The organism is Streptomyces sp. NPDC004647, assembly GCF_040609575.1.
Lineage (GTDB): Bacteria > Actinomycetota > Actinomycetes > Streptomycetales > Streptomycetaceae > Streptomyces.
Genome location: NZ_JBEXKU010000031.1, coordinates 1 through 17,193 on the forward strand (window position 1 = coordinate 1; position 17,193 = coordinate 17,193).

Consider the following 17,193-nt stretch of genomic DNA (forward strand, 5'->3'; position numbering starts at 1 on the left):
ACGCCCTTCTCGCGGCTGCGGGCCACCCGCACGACGTCATCACGGAACTCTTGGGGATAGGGAACAGGCACAGCAACATCCTTCCAGGCCGCCCCAGGGGCAAGCCAGATCAGATGTCACCAGACCATGCATCAGTCCCTCAGGAAATTCGCGGGGCTTGTTCGCTTTCACGTGCGAACCGGGACGTCGGTGGTGCGCTGGATGACTCGGACCCTGCCGTCCAGCCCTCGCGGTCAGGGTGGACTCCGCCACGTGCACGGTCTGCCCCGCGTACGCCCGGCTAAGTGAGACGACCTGTCGACAACCATGATCGTGCCCTGGCTCCTGATCCGTCGCTGGACCCGGATCAGCCACGGCGGGACGGGGTGCTGGGCCCGCCGGTCGGATGCCTCGCAGGTGCCGGACCTACTCGGCGTCAGCGGGCTGGGCCGCACCCGCAGCAGCTCACGCGATTCCGGATCGAAGAACGACAGCGTGGCCTCCTCAATACGGATGCTCAGAGCCCGGTGAACAACGCCCCTACCCATCCAGAGCTACGCCTGTGGACCCGGCGCCCTGCGTAGGGTATTGCGATAGGCGTGCAAGTAACGGTCCCGACGAAAGTGGAACATCATCAGCCTGTGGCTGGTCTCATTAAGATAGTTGTAAGCGGGCTCACTGAGGGCGCTGTGCCGGACCCAGTCCAGTACATCGGTCAGCGCCTCCTCTACCAACTTAGCCTCCAGCTCGACCTCTTCCGGCCCCAGCACCACCACCCGCTCCGTGGCGACACGTATCCCCGCTCTAGCTGCGTCCATCGATGCGCTCTCCGGTTCGCGATGTTGAAACGCCACTTCGACCACTTGATTCGCTACCAGCGCTATGGCTCGGTCAAGCTCGCCAGTGAAGGCTAGGTGGGCATCCTGTCTCTGATCTCGCAGCCACTGCTCGTGCTCGACGGCTCCTTGCTCCGCCACTTGCTGTAGTGCGGCTTTCGCCGCCTTCTCCGCCCCGAGCCTCGAGGAGCGTCCGGTGTACCAGCCGCTGGCCAGTGCGCCGACGAGCGCTGCCACCCCGGCTATCAGCGCGGCTAACCCTTGGTCCATGTCTGCATCATGCCCAGCGCGGCGATGGGCCTATTCCGTACCAGGCAACGCTTGCTCTGCTGGATGTGACGCCCACTCCGTCCTGGGCGTTGCCCGGCTGCGCGGATGGCAGTTCGAGAACAGGTCCATGAGTTCGAAGCAGACAGCTGCTCCAAACCAGCCGCTGTGGCAACGACGAAGCCGCACTGTCAAGCATCAACCGAGACCGGACAAGCACAGCACCGCAGCTTGAGTAACAACCTTCCCTACGGGTTCAAGGCCCGCGCACGGCGCGAGCGCGCCGCCTCTGCGGCGCGGCCTGCCTCCTGTCTCCGCCCCGGCTGGCCGCGCCCGGCGGCGCTACGTGCAGCGGGCAAAAGCAAGGAGGCCACCCGCGAGCCAAAGAGATGCCTCCGGCGGGGATCGGTCGGCACCGGGATGGAGGGTGCGCCGTTCACGGCTGCGGGCCCCTGGTGGCGTGCGCGGGGAGCTTCCATCCCGTCCACCATCGGCCCAGGCAGAGCCGAGCAGACGGGATGGAAGCTGGTGAAGGTGGTGGGTTGGGGACGGGGGCGTCGTAGTAGCCGGGCCAGGAGGACTGAGTTGAAGTTGGTCTGCTCGCTGATGTTCATGAGCTTCGCCACCTCGGCGACCTTCCGGCTCGAAGCGATCAGATCGAGGACACGGCGGCGGGGCAGACCACCTCCACCAGACCCGGAGCGGTTCAGTGCCCGCAGGCTGGACTTCGGTGCCGTGGGACGAGCTGGAGTCGGTGTTACGCTGCCGTCCAGTTCCTCGCTTCGCCCATACGACAGGCGACTGGTGGGTCTCGGCTGTCGGCTTCGTCGCGGACTTCGTCCTAGTGGATCTCGTCGGCGTCTTGATGGACGTGTGGACTGCCGAGGCGCCGCTGGAGTCCAAGAGTTCGGGTGGAGGGCCTGATGTCTGCTGGTGTCGACCCGGTCGTCAGTGCGCGTATGTCTCGAATCCGAGGGCGAGACACCGCACCCGAGATAAAGGTGCGTCGGGAGTTGCATCGGCGCGGTCTCCGGTACCGGGTGAACTTCAAGCCTGTGTCCACGTTGCAGCGGACGGTCGACATCGCCTTCACCAGGCAGCGGGTCGCCGTCCTGATCGACGGGTGCTTCTGGCATGGCTGTCCGGAGCACTTTCGGCCGGCAAAGGGGGATCGGAAGGAGTTTTGGGCGGCCAAGGTCGCGGAGAATCAACGGCGTGATCAGGACTCCACCAGGGCGTTCACGTTGGCGGGATGGGCCGTTCTTCGTTTTTGGGAGCACGCTGACCCAGTCGAGGTGGCCGACAAGATCGAGGACGAAGTGATCAAACGGTCCGTGAGCGAGCGGTCGCCTTCCGAGACACCATGTAGGTGACCTGCTCGCATCGTGCTCTCAAGATGGTGGCTAGCGAGAGCGCGAGGTGCCAGTCGTCGTCGGGCAGCGGTGCGGTGTTGGGCTTGGTGACGGCGATGGTGATCAATTGCGACTCGGACTCCGCCCGACGTAGGCAAGCGTGCCAGACCATGCCCTGCAGGCCGTTCATTGGGCCCCAGGTGATGAAGGCCGACTCACCTTCGGGGCCGTCGGCGAGGCAACGCATCGGTTTCACGTCGAGTGTCTGCGCGCGAAGGGTCCATCCCGAGCCCATGGCGAGCCGAACGACCGACTGCGGACCTGGGTACTCGCGAGTCGTCATCTGAGCCATCGGCCCGACACCTTCGAGCGCTCGACGGTACTGCTTCGCCGGTCCGTCCTTGATCCACGGGCGTATCTTCTCCGTGGGCATGAACCTAGCGAGTCGCCCGCCGATCTTGGGATCCTTGACGAACCGGTCGTACATCTCCGTCGCTGCGGGCGAAGAGGCCTCCTCCCATCGCATGGCGTCGAAATGCCGGGCTAGCTCCGCGAAGATCTCCAAGCGGATCGGTTCCGGAAGGGTCGCCATCAGCCCCCCTCGACGGGCGGGAACTCCAAACGAACGCTGTCGTCGGCTCCCCCAAGGTCACCCACGTCGGCCATCCATTGGTCCAGGAGTCCCTTCACCCTCAGGTCCTCGAACTCGAACTGGTTCCGTCCAACTGATACCTGCTCGATCTCGCCCTCGGACACCTGTTCTCGCATGTCGTATACCTCGGCCAACCGTCGGATGTCGCTGACGAAGTCCAGTACCTCCACGTGCGTCTTTCCCTTGCGAAGGCGGAGTCCGCGGCCAAGCTGTTGCACGAAGATGCGTCGGCTGTGGGTCACCCTGGCGAAGCAGAGAATGTTGACGTCGGGCACGTCGACGCCCTCGTTGAGGATGTCCACGGCGACGAGGATGGGCACTTCTCCTGTACGGAAATTGAGCAGTCGTGCCCGCCGCTCCCGTGTCTTCAGCCTGGCGTGCAGCGTCTCGGACCGCTCCCAGCCGGGCCGTCGGGCAAGCAGGTCGCGCATCCGCTCGGCGTGCTCGATCGTCTGGCAGAAGACGATGGCCCGCGGGTTCGTGGTCTGATCCCAGACCTTCTCGAGGTGTCCCCGAACCGACTCGTCCCGCTCGGGGATGAAGAGACGCTTGTTCAAGTCCTTGATGGAGTAGCCGTGCTCGGAGGCGTGGCGGACGAAGTCCCAGTCAATGTTGTCGGCGAACACGCGGTACTTCACGTCGGCGAGGTAACCCAGTCTCATGCCCTCCGAGATGGACACCCGCTCGACCGGTTCGCCGAAGGTCCGCTCAATGTCGTACCGGTCCCCTCGCCAGGGCGTGGCCGTCACACCCATCCGTTTGGCCTTGGGCAGCAGACCCATCATGGTGGCGTAGTTCCCGGTCTCCCCCACGTGGTGCGCCTCATCCACGATCACCAGCTCGGGGGCGTAGCCCGATTGGATGTAGTCACGTGCTGTGTTCGATACGCCGAAGGTGACGCCTGGTAGGGAATCGGGTTTCGAATCGCCGTGCAGCAGACGGGTCGGTACGTGCTTGGGGACGTCCCGCCACATCGCCCGTTCGAGTTGCTCCACGAGGTCGATCATGTGTGCGGTGACCAGCACCTTGGCTCCTGGGCTGGCGAGGAGGAATCGTCGCAGCAACCTGCCGGCGACGACCGTCTTGCCGAGGCCCGTAGCGAGGTAGATGAGTGCCTCGCCGGTGTCCTCTAGGGCGGCCCAAGCCGCTTCCACGGCACGGTCCTGATAGGGATGGAGGTCGAACGGTGTGACACGCTCCGGAGCGCGATCGTAGATCGTCGCCAGCCGTCGGCCGTCCCAGAGGGTCACGTTGACTCCGACGTCCCTCAGCGCGTCCGCCCGCTCCTTGGCCTTCTGGGTGAACAGTCGATTGGTGACCACCACCGCTCGGTGTATCGCGTAATGCCGCATCGCCGCGTGAGTTTCGTCCACGGCATCGCGATCCACATTGCCAGACTTCTTCCATTTCGACTGGAAGATCCAATCCTCACCGTTGAGTCGGCCAAGGAGGTCAGCACCTTTATCCCCGGGACCATCGATGTTGACCACATCCGTGAACGAGATCAGGCCGAGCAACCGCTCCAGCTGGCGCGTGAAGCCCTTCGGGCCTTCCTCGACAAGGAAGGCCGGCTCTAGGAATGATCTGTTCATGCCTGGACGATCTCCGCGTCCAGTAGGTCCGCGGTAAGGAGCAGGCGGGACAGTTCCAAGGTGTTCTGCAGGGGTGGGCCCATCACCATCCGCTTAAGGTCGGTGAGGAAGGCACTCACACGAGCCACTTGGTCCGCCTGCGTCTCCTCGCCGAGCGCAGCGTAAGTGGTGCGGAACAACCCGCCGTCCAGTACCAGTTCGGGACCGCTCGTAACGAGGTCGAGGACGCCCTCGACTCCCAGGTAGCGCGCGAACTCGCCGTTCTCCACCGCTGCCTTCCAATCGACGTCCGGTGCCACCGCGATGGCGTACGACTCGGCCGCCCGCTTCGACTGACCAGACAGGGCGGACCAAAACGTGGCCGCGTCCTTCGAGGTGAGGTCGGCGAGCCGATCTCGCAAGCCCTCCAGCAGCATCTCCGCGCGACTACGCACCGCGCTGGAGTCCACCCGCCGGTCCGGAAACTGCTCGAGGATCGAGGTCACCAGCCCGTCGATGGAGCCTGATACGGAGTACACGCTCTTCAACTGCGATGCCGCGCAAACGAGCGCGACGTTCAGCGGGGACCACCCGTACCGCGCGATCAGCGTGGTATCGGAGTCCACGTAGATCTCTACCTCTCCAGCTACGATCCGAACCACGGCCGGCTGCCGCTGGCCGTCCTTAAGCAGTTCGACTCCGGAGGTGACGTAGACGCGAAGGATCGCCTGAGCGGTACCAAGGCGAACTTCGCGGTCAGTGTCGGGAAGCAGCGTCGCGTGCTCCCTGTACCTCGCGAAGCGTTGCTCTTCGGTCTCCGGCCGTGTCTCTGCGGCTGGCTCCGGCTGCTTCTGATCTGGGGACGGTGAGTGGCCGTCGGCCGCCCCCGTCCTCAGATGTCCAAGCCCCTCCCCCTTGAGCCAGTCATCCTCGTCGGAGGGCGGTGCCGGCTCCGGCGGTGGTCCATTCTTGACCCGATCATGATCGGCTGCGGCCTCGTACCATTTCTCGTCGGTCTGATACTCCGGATCCCCGCTGCGGAACTTCTGTGCCCATCTCTTCGCATCATTGTGGATGGCGGTGCTGCCGTTGCCGGGCATGAGGTACCGGAGACCCGGTTTGTTCTCCCGGAAGGCGTTGAAGAACCGACTCATCGGAGAGTCGTTCTCACGATTGAACAGGCGCTTGGCGAGCTGTGGACGCAAGGGCAGGGCGCCTCGCACCTTCTCGACCATGTACCGCCACTCCGGCGACGACGTGTCGAAATTGGTCTTTCGGACGTTGACCGGAGCGTGGTCGAGATGGATCTCGCCGACGATGCGGCCCATTCCGAGTTCGATCGGATACTCCAGCTCAATATCCCCGTCTGGCCCCTCCCAGTCGAACAAGGACCTGTCCCTTGTCGTAATCGCGCGCCCGCTCCGGAGGAACGTCAGACCGAAGTCGGACTTATCGGCGAACCTCTGCACGCCCAGCCACCCCACGATCCGGCGCTCTCGCTCCTGGATGTCAGTGCTCTCGCATTCAACGCACTTGTCGTGCCTTGAGGTGTACCAGCGCCCGCAGTTCATACAGGCGAAGGCGTTGGTGAGCGGCACGTGGATTAGTTCCGCAGCAGGCGCCTCCGCAGCCTTGTACATGACCGACCGGGTCGGGTCCCAGATGCACGGCACGAGAGGGGGCACCTGGCGAGAGTTGACGTACAGGCGCTGGTTCAAACCGCCCATCAGCTGCGCGCCCGAATGAGGGCCGTTGGGATCACGCAGCATGTAAGTGTAGATCCTCCCTAGGTTCTTGCTGACCTCCCGGATCGAACTCGCCGACTTCAACTTGACGACCACGTCCTCGCGGAGGTTCGTCACCGAGATGAGAGTGCCGTGCTCGTCGGGAGCCTTCCGCTCGTAGCGAAGGGGTACCTCGTACGACGACAGCCGCTGCATCTCCCTAAGGTCGATAGTGGCGGTGATCCATTGGTCGTCGCCACGTCGTCCCGTACGGACCACCGTTATCGTGCCAAGGCGGGCCGTGGCGATGTTGAAGCCCATGCCGAACAGGCCGAGGCTACCGAACCGTTGCTTACCCGACCTGCCGGCGCTCAGGGCGTACTGCAACTCCTCCTGAGACATTCCCCGGCCATTGTCGCTCACGACGACCTTGGCACCTCGGTTCACCTTGCCCGCCGTGGGCAGGGTGATGTCTATTCGAGGTTCCAGCGTTTCATCGACGCGGGTGGCCTCGACGAGTTCATCGAGACAGTTGTCGATCAACTCGCACAGGCACTGGTGAAGTTGGAGGTCGACCTCGGCGATCATCTCCAAGATCCGGGGGGGAGGCGTCAGGTTGAGGGTGCCGGGTCGCGTCTCCGTCTCCGTCATGCTTCGGATCCCTCCGCGCGCAGGGCGGCGTGGACGCTGTCGGCCACGACCCGCGCCAACTCGACTGGGACTGCGTTGCCGAGCTGGCGCATCGCCTTGCCCCAAGGGCCATGCAGCTCGTAGTCGTCCGGGAAGGTCTGCAAGCGGGCACTTTCCCTGACCGTGAAGTAGCGAATGGAACCGTCCGTCTCACGCAGCATGTTCTCGCCGCCGGGGACTCCGTGACGCCCTGCTTTCAGCGTCTTCGCGGGCCAGTCCACCGGACTACCGGTGTGACCAGGGTAGGAACGAGCTCCCGGTTGAAGGACGTGGTTGAGGACGCCCGCAGTACCTGTCAGCGTTGGCTCGGGAAGACCGGTCAGCGCGTCGCGTATGGTGCGCCAGCGCGCTTGGACCTCGTCCGGCCGCAGTTCCTCAGGTATAGGGATGTTAGGCCGTTCCGGGCGTTTCGCCTTGGGCACTTCATGTTCCTGCCAGTACTCGCCAGTTGTCCACTGAGCATGCAGAAGCGCGCGTCTCGAGTGTGTGACATGCGGGAATTCCCAGGTCACGTCCAGGTCGTTTCGGAAACCGACCAGGAAGACGCGTTGGCGCTGCTGCGGCACGCCGTAGTCCGCTGCGTTAGCGAAGGCGGGGGTGACCCGATAGGCCAACTCTTGGTTGCTGACGTCCTCGCCTGCCGCCCGGAGCCGCCGCAGGTGATCTCCCCACAGTTCGTCGGGCTTCGCGGCGAGGAGGGGCAGCGAAAGCCTGGCCTGGATGTACTGGAAGTAATCGGCGAACCTCGGGCGCGCCAGACCTCTCACGTTCTCGATGATGAACGCGCGGGGCCTCAGGTGGGCGATCGCCTCCGCCGTGGCCGGGAACATGTCACGTTCGTCGTCGTCCGCCTTACCGCGGCCGCCAATGGAGAACGGCTGGCACGGCGGGCCAGCGGCGACGAGATCCACCTCGTCGGTGACGCGGGACCAGTTGAAGTCCCGCACGTCGCCCTCCTCGACGTGCCAGTTCGCGACGAGCTCGTTCCCCCGAGCCTGGTTCTGTCGCACCGTGTCACAGGCCCACTTGTCCAACTCCAGAGTCGCCAGCGGGTCGAAGCCGGCCTCCTGACAACCCAGCGCAAGTCCGCCAGCGCCAGCGAATAACTCCACGCTCGCAAGCCGGGCGGGCGTGTTCCTCATCAATAAGAGGGAAGGGTGGCGAACGGTAACGCTCGCAGGAACGACCGCAGTCTCAGACATGCACTTCTTTCCAACCATAGCCTTAGTCCGAATATCATGCCGCACGATCCGACGACCTCGCCAGGACCTGTTGGTCTCCCGATCGCCTTCCGGGCTGCGACCGCTTGGCGCCACGGTTCAGGCGGCGTCGCCGAGGTAACCGGCGACCGGATCAGCGCGGTCGCCTCCGCGCCGCCTTGGACTTTCACCAACCTGGCCGGCGCCTGCCGCGCCTGGTGCGAGCAAGTCAAGATCCGCGCCAGCATGTTGCCAACGGCGTAGTTCAGCGTGCCGCACAGGGGATCCACCAACCACTAGCGCACAGCGTCGGCGGCGCCTTGCTGCCCGCCTTCCTCGCCGAGCGGCGCTGGCAGCGCGCTACGCCATAGGCAGGTCCGCCCACCCGGCCGGGACCGCAGTACGTCTTAGGTCAACTTGCGCAGTCCAATGTCAGTGGCCGTGGCTACTGTTCGGGCGTGGATGAACTCTTGAGTGAGGTGCTCGGCCTTCAGAAGGTGTGGCAGGCGAAGAACACCGAAGAGATGCAGCGCCGTGGCGTCGTCGTTCGCACCGAGATCCGCGACTGGCTGCGTGAGCATGCCGAGGCTCTCGCCGTAGCCATGGAGATACCCCTCGACGACGTAGGAGTGGAGGGTAAGGACGGGGCCGGTCAGAAGGCTGAAGTCGTATGGACCCGCGTCTACTCGAAGAGCAGAACCCCGAGCGCCACCGACGGCTGGTACATCGTCTATCTGTTCAGCGGCGACGGTGAACGCGTCTACCTGTCCCTCAACCAGGGCACGACCGAGTGGATCGCCGGTGAGCTCAAGCCCCGCGAGCCTGCCGCCCTGAAGAAGCGCATCGACTGGGCCCGTCCGCTCATTGAGCAAGTTGCCGCCGAGCGCGTCGACTTGCTGACGGAGATCCGTCTCAACGCACGCACGAAGCTTGGCAAGGGCTACGAGCCTGGCAACGTCGTGGCCATCGAGTACCGGCGCGATGCCATCTCGAACTCGGATGTCCTGAGCGAAGATCTGCTCTTCATGGCGCGGCTCTTGAGTCCCCTCTACAAGGCCGCGGACGACGCGACCTACGTTCCCGGCGACCTGCCGGTCGAGGTCCGCGAAGCCACCCAGAGTGCGGCGACCACCGCGAACCGCAGGAGCGCCCGCAAGGGCGGTCAAGGGTTCCTCCTGACCGCCGCCGAACGCAGGGCCATCGAGAAGCGCAGTGTCCTGCTCGCCACGGAGCACTTCGAGGCCCAGGGATGGACTGTGAAGGACGTCGGCGCCAGCAAGCCGTACGACCTGCACCTGACGCGAGCGGACGAAAAACTTCACGTAGAGGTGAAGGGGACCACGTCCGACGGTAGCCAGATCATCCTGACGCGGGCCGAGGTCGAATGGCAGCGCAAGTTCGCGCCGGACAACGCCCTTGTGATCGTCCACTCCATCGAACTGGATCGCACCGTTGAACCTGTGACTGCGGCCGGTGGAATCCTCCACTGCACCTCGCCGTGGACCATCGAGGAGGAGACCTTGACCGTCATCTCCTACATCCACCGAACCGAACTGTGAGGCGGTCGGCGAGCGACTGCCTTCCCCAGGTGTCCCCCGGCAGCGGGCGGCACACCGTACGTCGCAGGTCGCAGGCGGTCGACGGAGCCCACAGTAAGTCTGCCGACAGGCTCCCTTGAGCAGTTCTGAGGATTGGGCAGCCGATGCGGCAGTCGTTGTTGGCGGGTGGGTTCAGGGGTGGGCGCTGGCGTGTTGGAGGGCCTGGATGGATTGGGCGACAAGGGTGTGGATTCTGGTTTGGATGACGGTTTCGTCGAGGGAGGTGAAGGAGGTGTAGGGCAGGAGGCGGCGTAGGCGTTTCGTGGTGTCGCGGACGACGGCGCGGCGGGGGACAGGCAGGGTGGTGAGGTGGGGGGCGGTCAGTTCGCGGGCGAGGGCGCGGGCGAGGGGTGGTGTGCCGCCGATGGTGCGGCGTTCGAAGATCTGGTTGAGGTCAGACTCGGTGAGTCGGTCGAGCAGGTCGTAGTGGGTGGCGCCGTCGCGGGTCTCGGCGAGGGCATGGGCCTGCCACCACAGGCGGGCGAGGGTGTGACGGACCAGGCCGGTGCCGATCCAGCGTTCGGGGGTGCGGGTACCGAAGCGCCAGGCGGTGACGTCGGGGACGAGGCAGGTGGCGAGGTAGGTCCACATGTCGCCTTGGCCGGCCTCGGCGGGGGTGATGTCCATCGTGGTGTGCAGGGCTTTGGCCGCGGCGCGGTCAAAGAGGATCTTGTTGTGGTCGGCGGGCGGGGTCGGCTGACCGGCGCGCCGTGCACAGTCGCGCAGGGTGTCGGCGAGATGGTCGAGGTGGGCTGGGGTAACGGGGGTGCCGCCGGTGGTGCCGTAGAAGGCGGTGGGGGAGTGGCCGGCGTGGTTCTTGATGTCCTGTGGGATCAGAGTCGTGTAGTGGGCCAGGAGCGTCGTGGCCTCGGCGGGGGTGATCCGTGGATAAAGCAGGCTCATGGCGTCTCCCGGCGCAATTGATGCTGGCGGCGCAGGGCGCCCTGCAGGGCAGCGGCGCAAACGGAGGGTTCGGCCTCGCGCCAGGTAGCCACGGTTTGCAGTGACGCGCCGTGGAACAGATTGGAGACCAATACCGTCAGGCTTTCGGCCAGGCTGCCAGGTTCGTCAGCCGCGTCGGTGACGGCGTCGCGCCAGGCGGGGCGCAGGCAGGCTTCCACCAGTTGGCGGGCGACGTCGTCGTACATCGTCTCAAGCAGACGGCGCTGCATTGAGGTGGGGGCTGCTGCCCGGGTGGCGGCGGTGACCAGTTCGGTGTCGGTCCGGTTGAGGTAGAGGCGGATGCCGCCGGTGACGGGGACGGCAGGGTCGTCGGGCAGGCCCAGCGCCCATCGGGCGTCCTCGTCGAAGCCGTGCAGCGGGAAGTCGATCACAGAGATCGGGAAGCGGGAGGCGCCGCCCTCCAGGCGGACTTCTGCGCTCTGCTCGCACAGGATCTCCCCGGCGTGGCGGGGGGTGAAGGGGGGCGCCGCCTCGGGGCGGGGGACGTCGTCGGCGAGCACCAGGCGTGTGTGGATCACGAGGGTGCCGCCGAGGTCGGTGCCCGACAGTTTGATCTGCACGGTCAGGTTCGTCGCGTCGACCACGAGGCGGCGGAACGCCGATCCCGTGTAGTGCGCGGCTGAGGAGTGCCAGTCGACGACCAGGGCAAGCGGGGTGTCGGCGGGCAACCTGCAGTCGGCCAGCGCCCGAGGGTGGTCGACGGTGACATGACGGGAAAGGGCGAGGTCGGCCTGGGGGTCCCAGTCCGGCAGCAGCGCGGGCAGCTCTCGGGTGCCCTCGGCGTCGTCGATCTGCCAGGGGCCGCACGTCAGGACCTGGGGGGCGGGCTGCAGGAACGGCATGACGTCGTGTGCCATCAGCGGGCTCCTTCCTGCACGAGGTGGGCGCTGACGCGGACTCGCGTGGCGGCGCCCGCGACGGGGCGCACCACCACCACCCAGTCGCGTCGGTCGGCAACGGTGAGGGTCAGAACGTCGCCCTCGCGCATCTCCGCCGCGTCGGAGCTGCGGAAGCCCACCACCTCCGGGCCGATCGCGCCGGCCGGTGGATCGTTCTCGCTGCCGTGGTCCAGGGACACTGAAGCCATCGCCAGGACGCGGATGGGGGCGGCGGCCGAGGAGACGCTGATATCGGTGATGACGTAGAAGGCGCCGTCGATCTCGACGAGTCGGGGCGGGGCGAGGGTGCGCAGTAGGCTGCCCGTTCCCCCGCCCCCTGGCCGCCCTGGGGCGGGGGGCGGATGGTCGGCGCCCTGGCCGCTGCCGGTGGGCACCAGGGAAGCGAAGCGGTGGGACAGGGCGCCCAACGGCGGTTGGGGGCCAGCGGCCGACACCCGTTCGGGTTCGGCGAGGGCGTACTCGCGCATGCGGTTGTCGATCGTGCGCAGCGCCGAGCGCACCAGCTTCCTGGCGTCGGGGTCGGGCATGTTCTTGGGCACCCAGGCGTCGTGGGTGGGCGGTTCGGCGGCAGCGAAGGCGTCGTCCACCCCCACCGCGGTGCGGAAGACCGCGCCGTAGGAGACGTCGCTGTCGGGGAGTTGGGGGCCCGGTCGGTAGTGCACCACGAGGCCCGACTGCCGCATCAGGGCGCAGTGGTGCATGGGCCCCTCGGATGGGGCGGCTACGTCCGTCCAGTGCGGGCGCACCGGTGTCATGAACGCCTCGAGGGCGAAGCGGCCGAGGTCGACGGCGGGATTCCTGCTGCGCACGTGACGCCCGTCGGTGTGGGCGCTGTGATGGGCGCGGATGAACGGCTGCAGCCGGGGGACCCGGGCCGGGTCGGGCAGGTCCAGCGGCCGGCCATCGACGCTGACGCGGCAGCGCATGCGCGCGGCGCCCGGGGCGTTGTCGATCATTACGGGCCACAGTTCCCAGAGCATGGCGGAGCCGAGGAATTGGGCGGCTTCCTCCATCGTGCGGGGGCGCTCGGGTTCGTCAGCCTCTACGGGGGCGCTCGAGCCGAGCCGGGCGCCCACGATCACGATGTCGGTGCCCAGTTCGTCGCCAGCGCGCGCCGGCAGGCCCAGGGCGTCGGCTACGGCGTCGGCGTCCTCGTCCAGCAACGGGTCGGGGATGTTGTCCCCGGCGATGCGTCCCCACCAGTGGCGGCCGGTGTAACGGCGCTCGGCGTGGTCGAAGCCGGTTCCCAGCGCGGCGGCGATCAGGCGGGTCTGGACGCGGTCCTGCCACCGGCATCGGGTGCGCACCAGGACGGTGCCGGCCGCGCTGGTGGTGAACAGCACGCCCTTGCCGAATCCGTACGTCCCTCCGCTGTGCGCGCGGCGGTTGGTGCGGCCGATGTCGCGGACCAGTCCCACGAAGTCCGTGCTGCCGTGGTGGACGCGGTCGCCGCGCAGCGGACCGCCCAGACCGCCGGTGCCGCGGTCGCTGACGGTCAGCAGCACGGTGTCGGGGTCGTGCAGCACTGCGGCCAGGCCCAGCGACGTGTCGTCGCCGAACACCGGCAACAGGGCATCGATCCAGGGCGCCAGGCCGGTCTCGCCCGGTCGGGCGAGTGCGAGATCGAAACCGACCTCCCCGGTGCCCAGGCGGGCGTCCCAGGTGTTTTGCGCGGCCTCCCGCACCAGGACTTGCAGGGGATCCAGGTCGGGGCGGCCGAGCTGTTTGCGGATGCCCTCCGCGTCGGAGGCACCCTCAGGGGCGGAGGGTTGGGCCCACCACACGGGAGCATTCATGGCGTCGACCGTCCCTCGAGCCGGGCCACGACCTGTTCGTGGTCGAGGGCGTCGGGCAGTCGGTCGGCCACGTCCAGGGTGTAGCGGACGGCGTCGATGCCGGGCGGCAGGGGACCGCGCAGGTCGGCCGGTGTCAGGGCGGGGAAGCTGGCGTCGACGGCGAGCCCGAGCAGCCGAGGCCGGCCGTAGCGCGCGCCGGCGTACAGATCCGCGTCCGCTGTGCTGTATCCGGCCTTGGCCAACTGCTCGATCACGCCGCGGGAGTCGGCGGCCGCGGCCACCACACGCTCGGCGAGCTCGGGCAGCGACGTGCCGGACGCGTCCTCGACCAGGCGGACCAGGACCAGCGTCAACCGGCCGCCGGGCGGAGGAGCCAGCTGGTCCAGACCGTGGATCTCCACGGTGGAGCCGCCCCGACCCAGCGTCTTGACCTCCACATCCCAGGTGCCGGGCAGGCGGAAGTCGTGGGGCAGCCGGTCGGGCCCGGTCCAGATCTGGGTGGGCCGCAGGAACGCATCGCCGTGCAGGACGTGCTCCAGCACGGTCAACTCTCCGAACAGACCGCGCTGTTCGGAAGTCGCCAGCCGCCCTCCGCGGCCCTGGAACATCTCCCGCCAGGCGTCCAGGGTCTGCCGGCAGGTGTGCGCGGGAGTGCTGCCGTCTTCGGCCAGGCGCTGCAGGACCTCGCTGACCACGTCGTCGAAGAGGTCGCCCAGGTCCATGCGGTGGCATACCAGGTCCGCGTAGTGCTGCACCCGGCCCTCGACCCGCAGACTCTCCCGCTTGAGCCGCACGTGCGCCGAGCGCAGGTCCTCGTGGACCTCCTCCGGGCGGGCGACGGGCAGCAGCAGATGGCGATCCCCCCGCGCGTCCAGCCCCACCTGCACCTCGCCCGCCGTCACGGCCAGGCCGATCGGCGCCATCGTCATGTGCTCGCCGGCTATCCGCCTCGCCCCCACCACCGGCCAGGTGAACCGCAGCTCGCGCCGCCAGTCGGTGTCCGCGCCGCTCATGCGTCGTCCGCCTCGTCGTCGAGGGCGTTGGCCTGGTCGTCGTACTCCGCGTCGTCGACCGCCTGGTGGTCGACGCCCACCTGCACGTACCGGTTGGCGACCTTGTCCTTGGAGTTGCCGGGGAAGACGAAGGCGGCGCCGACGACGTGCTCGACGGCCTGAAGCGGCCGACGAGTGTCCCGGTTGGCCTCGTCGGGCGGGGAGTCCTTGGCGATCGGATACAGAAGCAGCAGACCCCGATCCTGAAAGTCCGGGTGGTCGTTGCGCAGCGCCACCAGGCCCTCCTCGGACCGGCGCCGTGCCTCGGCCGCGGGCACGTCCATGTCGACGACCCGGTGCTCCTTCGTCATCAGCGTCTTGATGTCGGCCTTCGCACCGCCGCTGTCCTTCAACTTGGACCGGTTGATGGTGCCGACCCGCACCCGCTCGTCGAACTCCACCACGTGCCGGGCGTCTGCGGCGGGGCCGCCCATGACGGCGACGGTCCAACTGAGCAGGCTCTGCGGCGAACGCCGGTTCTCGGTCTCAATGTAGGCGCGGATCAGACGCGGCTCGAGGTCCGGCGAGTCCTCGTGCACCCGATAGTTCTCCAGGAAGTGCAGGAGGTGACGCACGTCCACGTCGCGCAAAAGCACCTCCCCGGTGCCGCGGTCGTCCAGCGCCGCGCCGTCGCGCAGCGCGTCGCCGACCAGGGTGCGAGCCGCGCGCAGGTTGCCGGCCAGCCACTCCCGCTCGTCCTCGGGGAAGTAGCGGGTCTGCACCCGGCGGCCGCCGTAGGAGGCGTACGCCGTCCGGGCCCGCCCCATCTTCGCCGTCACGTTCAGCACCGGATGCGTGCGGATGCGCACCCCCACCTCGCCGGGCGGGATGTCGTCCTCCTCATAACGCCTGATGTCCAGGCGGATTTCGTGCTCGACCGTCGCCAGATGCCGGAAGTACTCCTTGAGCTGCTGCGTCATCCAGATTCGGGGCAGGTCCTCGTAGCCGGGACGGAACCCGAACCATCGGCCCATCTGCAGCAGCGTGTCGTAGGTGCGGGCCGAACGGACGAAGAAGCTCACCACCAGCCCCTCGAGCGTCAAGCCCCGCGAGAGGGTGTTGCCACCCACCGCAATCGCCACCACCGGCTCGGGCCGGGAGTAGTCCAACCGGTCGCGGCTGCGGTGGTTGTCGAGGACCACATCAGTCTGCGCCACGATGCCGGGCAGGTGCTCGCGCAGATCGTCGAAGGGGACGAAACGATTGCCGAACTGAGCGGCGGGAACCTTGCGGCTCTCCTCCTCCCACTGCTGGCGCAACCGTCCCACCACCTCCTCGTCGTCCTGCTCCAAGGCGTCGACCATGGCCTGGCGCATCCGCTCCAGCGGCTCCCGGTAGGCCTCGTGCACCACCGTCTGCATGCTGGGATGCACGAGCATGGTGGAGTGCTCGTGGTCCCCGCGGCAGCGGCGGGCCGCGGTCGCCAGCCAGAAGTAGTGCACCGCCGCGGTCAGTTCGTCGGTCATGGTCGGGACGAAGCCGGCGGTGTCTGCCCGCCGGCGCGGCCGCAGCCGGTCGACCGTGGCGGCGGGAACGATGCGGATCATGTCGTGGCCGTCGAGATCACTGCCCGTCGCCTCGCCCTCCACCGCCTCCCGGCCGAAGATCTTCTCGGCGCCGAAGTACCCGTCCGGCTGGGGCAGGCTGAGGATGAACGTCTCCGGGTACAGATCACCGGCCGAGGGGTCGATGAGCACGTTGGCGAAGGGGGTGGCGGTGTAGCCCAGGTAGGTCCGCTTGTCGAACAGGTCGAGCAACTGGCGGATCTGCGGATTGATGATGGGGGTGTCCACGCTCGCCTGGTCGGCCTCGTCGTCGATGATCAGCACCGGCAGGTCGGCGAACGTCCCGGCCTTGACCGCAGGCCTGAGCCACTCGATCAACCGCTGCAGCCGTTTGTGGTTCTTCTTCACCACGCACAGGGTCACCCCGGTGCCGCTTTGATGCAGATACGCGGCCGCCTTGGAGTTCTGCTCCTCGAAGTCCGCCTCCGCGGACGTCAGGGTGAACCACCCGTCGTCCTTGCGGGCCAACAGCTGCTCGGCCAACCGCTCCTGGGTCTGCCGGCGCAACCCGTTGTGAATGCCGGACAACACGATGATCAACCGGTACCCCACGTCGGCCGCCTTCGCGATCACCGCCGTGTAGTTCGTCGTCTTGCCCGACTGCACGTGACCGACAACCAGGCCCTTCGTCAAGAACGTCGCGTGCGAAGGGTCGTTGGTGTACGCGATGATCTTCGAGGAGGCCTCGTCCAGCACCTCCAGGCGATCCGTGGGCCAGCCGTCCTGTCGCAGAAACTCGGCGTACGGCACCCAATAGGGATCGTCAGCCAACGGCCCCGGATACCAGGGCTTCATCCCTGGCGCGGCAAGGATCTTCGGCGGGTAACCCACCCGGACCGATTCCGCACGCCTTTGGAACTCCCGGACGTAGCCCTCGATCTCGTCCGGGTCGAACCGATTCTGGAACTTGAGCACCGTCTGCTCCAGACCATTGCGCTGAGCCTGAGCTGCAAAGACGTCGAAGAAGTCATCCACGGACCCGACTTTAGGGCAACCTACTGACATGCAGGCGCACTTGGGGCACTCCAGGCACTCGGGGCGTTTCCCGAA

Annotated in this window: 12 protein-coding genes and 1 pseudogene; 2 read left to right on the plus strand and 11 right to left on the minus strand. The window is 67.0% G+C overall.

The features are described 5' to 3' along the window. Positions 1 to 533 precede the first annotated feature (533 nt). On the minus strand, positions 534 to 1,085 hold the full coding sequence (locus ABZW18_RS16000; RefSeq protein ID WP_356187636.1) for a hypothetical protein: 552 nt from the start codon (positions 1,083 to 1,085) through the stop codon (positions 534 to 536). A gap of 956 nt (positions 1,086 to 2,041) precedes the next feature. Here ABZW18_RS16000 and ABZW18_RS16005 point away from each other — a divergent pair. Further along, positions 2,042 to 2,455 carry a very short patch repair endonuclease gene (locus ABZW18_RS16005; RefSeq protein ID WP_356187749.1) on the plus strand — a complete coding sequence of 138 codons (414 nt, stop codon included), beginning with the start codon at positions 2,042 to 2,044 and terminating at the stop codon, positions 2,453 to 2,455. Here the strand turns inward: ABZW18_RS16005 and ABZW18_RS16010 are convergent. From ABZW18_RS16010 to ABZW18_RS16030, 5 genes and pseudogenes are all read right to left on the minus strand, one after another. After that, on the minus strand, positions 2,406 to 3,026 hold the full coding sequence (locus ABZW18_RS16010; RefSeq protein WP_356187638.1) for a hypothetical protein: 621 nt from the start codon (positions 3,024 to 3,026) through the stop codon (positions 2,406 to 2,408). The genes ABZW18_RS16005 and ABZW18_RS16010 overlap by 50 nt on opposite strands. Continuing rightward, entirely contained in the window at positions 3,026 to 4,678 is a 1,653-nt protein-coding gene (locus ABZW18_RS16015; RefSeq protein WP_356187640.1) for a helicase-related protein, read from the minus strand. Before ABZW18_RS16015 ends, ABZW18_RS16010 begins: the two co-directional genes overlap by 1 nt. After that, complete coding sequence (locus ABZW18_RS16020; RefSeq protein WP_356187642.1) at positions 4,675 to 7,032, minus strand: ATP-binding protein; 2,358 nt, start codon at positions 7,030 to 7,032, stop codon at positions 4,675 to 4,677. Before ABZW18_RS16020 ends, ABZW18_RS16015 begins: the two co-directional genes overlap by 4 nt. Continuing rightward, entirely contained in the window at positions 7,029 to 8,213 is a 1,185-nt protein-coding gene (locus ABZW18_RS16025) for a DNA cytosine methyltransferase (RefSeq protein ID WP_356187644.1), read from the minus strand. Before ABZW18_RS16025 ends, ABZW18_RS16020 begins: the two co-directional genes overlap by 4 nt. Before the next feature lie 299 nt (positions 8,214 to 8,512). Next, positions 8,513 to 8,611, minus strand: a pseudogene (locus tag ABZW18_RS16030) (phosphatase); the annotation flags it as partial. 117 nt (positions 8,612 to 8,728) lie between these two features. Here ABZW18_RS16030 and ABZW18_RS16035 point away from each other — a divergent pair. Then, a complete protein-coding gene (locus ABZW18_RS16035; RefSeq protein WP_356187646.1) occupies positions 8,729 to 9,829 on the plus strand; it encodes a DUF3578 domain-containing protein in 1,101 nt (366 codons plus the stop codon). A 171-nt stretch (positions 9,830 to 10,000) separates the two neighbouring features. On the opposite strand, the gene ABZW18_RS16040 is transcribed toward ABZW18_RS16035, so the two are convergent. The 5 genes from ABZW18_RS16040 to ABZW18_RS16060 are packed head-to-tail and all read right to left on the minus strand — an operon-like array spanning position 10,001 to position 17,118. Beyond that, positions 10,001 to 10,771: a DUF6339 family protein gene (locus ABZW18_RS16040; protein ID WP_356187648.1), complete on the minus strand. Its 771-nt coding sequence runs from the start codon at positions 10,769 to 10,771 to the stop codon at positions 10,001 to 10,003. Continuing rightward, positions 10,768 to 11,688, minus strand: coding sequence for a hypothetical protein (locus ABZW18_RS16045; RefSeq protein ID WP_356187650.1), 921 nt, complete (start codon positions 11,686 to 11,688; stop codon positions 10,768 to 10,770). Before ABZW18_RS16045 ends, ABZW18_RS16040 begins: the two co-directional genes overlap by 4 nt. After that, complete coding sequence (locus tag ABZW18_RS16050) at positions 11,688 to 13,526, minus strand: hypothetical protein (protein WP_356187652.1); 1,839 nt, start codon at positions 13,524 to 13,526, stop codon at positions 11,688 to 11,690. Before ABZW18_RS16050 ends, ABZW18_RS16045 begins: the two co-directional genes overlap by 1 nt. Beyond that, on the minus strand, positions 13,523 to 14,539 hold the full coding sequence (locus ABZW18_RS16055; RefSeq protein WP_356187654.1) for a PD-(D/E)XK motif protein: 1,017 nt from the start codon (positions 14,537 to 14,539) through the stop codon (positions 13,523 to 13,525). Before ABZW18_RS16055 ends, ABZW18_RS16050 begins: the two co-directional genes overlap by 4 nt. Beyond that, entirely contained in the window at positions 14,536 to 17,118 is a 2,583-nt protein-coding gene (locus ABZW18_RS16060; RefSeq protein WP_356187656.1) for a Z1 domain-containing protein, read from the minus strand. The genes ABZW18_RS16055 and ABZW18_RS16060 overlap by 4 nt, the downstream gene beginning before the upstream one ends. Positions 17,119 to 17,193 lie beyond the last annotated feature (75 nt).

What these genes read in the sequence shown, in the direction of transcription:
- ABZW18_RS16015 (WP_356187640.1), bottom strand. Translation starts at nt 4,678, where the DNA reads ATGAACAGATCATTCCTAGAGCCGGCCTTCCTTGTCGAGGAAGGCCCG.
- ABZW18_RS16000 (WP_356187636.1), bottom strand. Translation starts at nt 1,085, where the DNA reads ATGGACCAAGGGTTAGCCGCGCTGATAGCCGGGGTGGCAGCGCTCGTC.
- ABZW18_RS16045 (WP_356187650.1), bottom strand. Translation starts at nt 11,688, where the DNA reads ATGGCACACGACGTCATGCCGTTCCTGCAGCCCGCCCCCCAGGTCCTG.
- ABZW18_RS16005 (WP_356187749.1), top strand. Translation starts at nt 2,042, where the DNA reads ATGTCTCGAATCCGAGGGCGAGACACCGCACCCGAGATAAAGGTGCGT.
- ABZW18_RS16025 (WP_356187644.1), bottom strand. Translation starts at nt 8,213, where the DNA reads ATGAGGAACACGCCCGCCCGGCTTGCGAGCGTGGAGTTATTCGCTGGC.
- ABZW18_RS16040 (WP_356187648.1), bottom strand. Translation starts at nt 10,771, where the DNA reads ATGAGCCTGCTTTATCCACGGATCACCCCCGCCGAGGCCACGACGCTC.
- ABZW18_RS16050 (WP_356187652.1), bottom strand. Translation starts at nt 13,526, where the DNA reads ATGAATGCTCCCGTGTGGTGGGCCCAACCCTCCGCCCCTGAGGGTGCC.
- ABZW18_RS16055 (WP_356187654.1), bottom strand. Translation starts at nt 14,539, where the DNA reads ATGAGCGGCGCGGACACCGACTGGCGGCGCGAGCTGCGGTTCACCTGG.
- ABZW18_RS16010 (WP_356187638.1), bottom strand. Translation starts at nt 3,026, where the DNA reads ATGGCGACCCTTCCGGAACCGATCCGCTTGGAGATCTTCGCGGAGCTA.
- ABZW18_RS16020 (WP_356187642.1), bottom strand. Translation starts at nt 7,032, where the DNA reads ATGACGGAGACGGAGACGCGACCCGGCACCCTCAACCTGACGCCTCCC.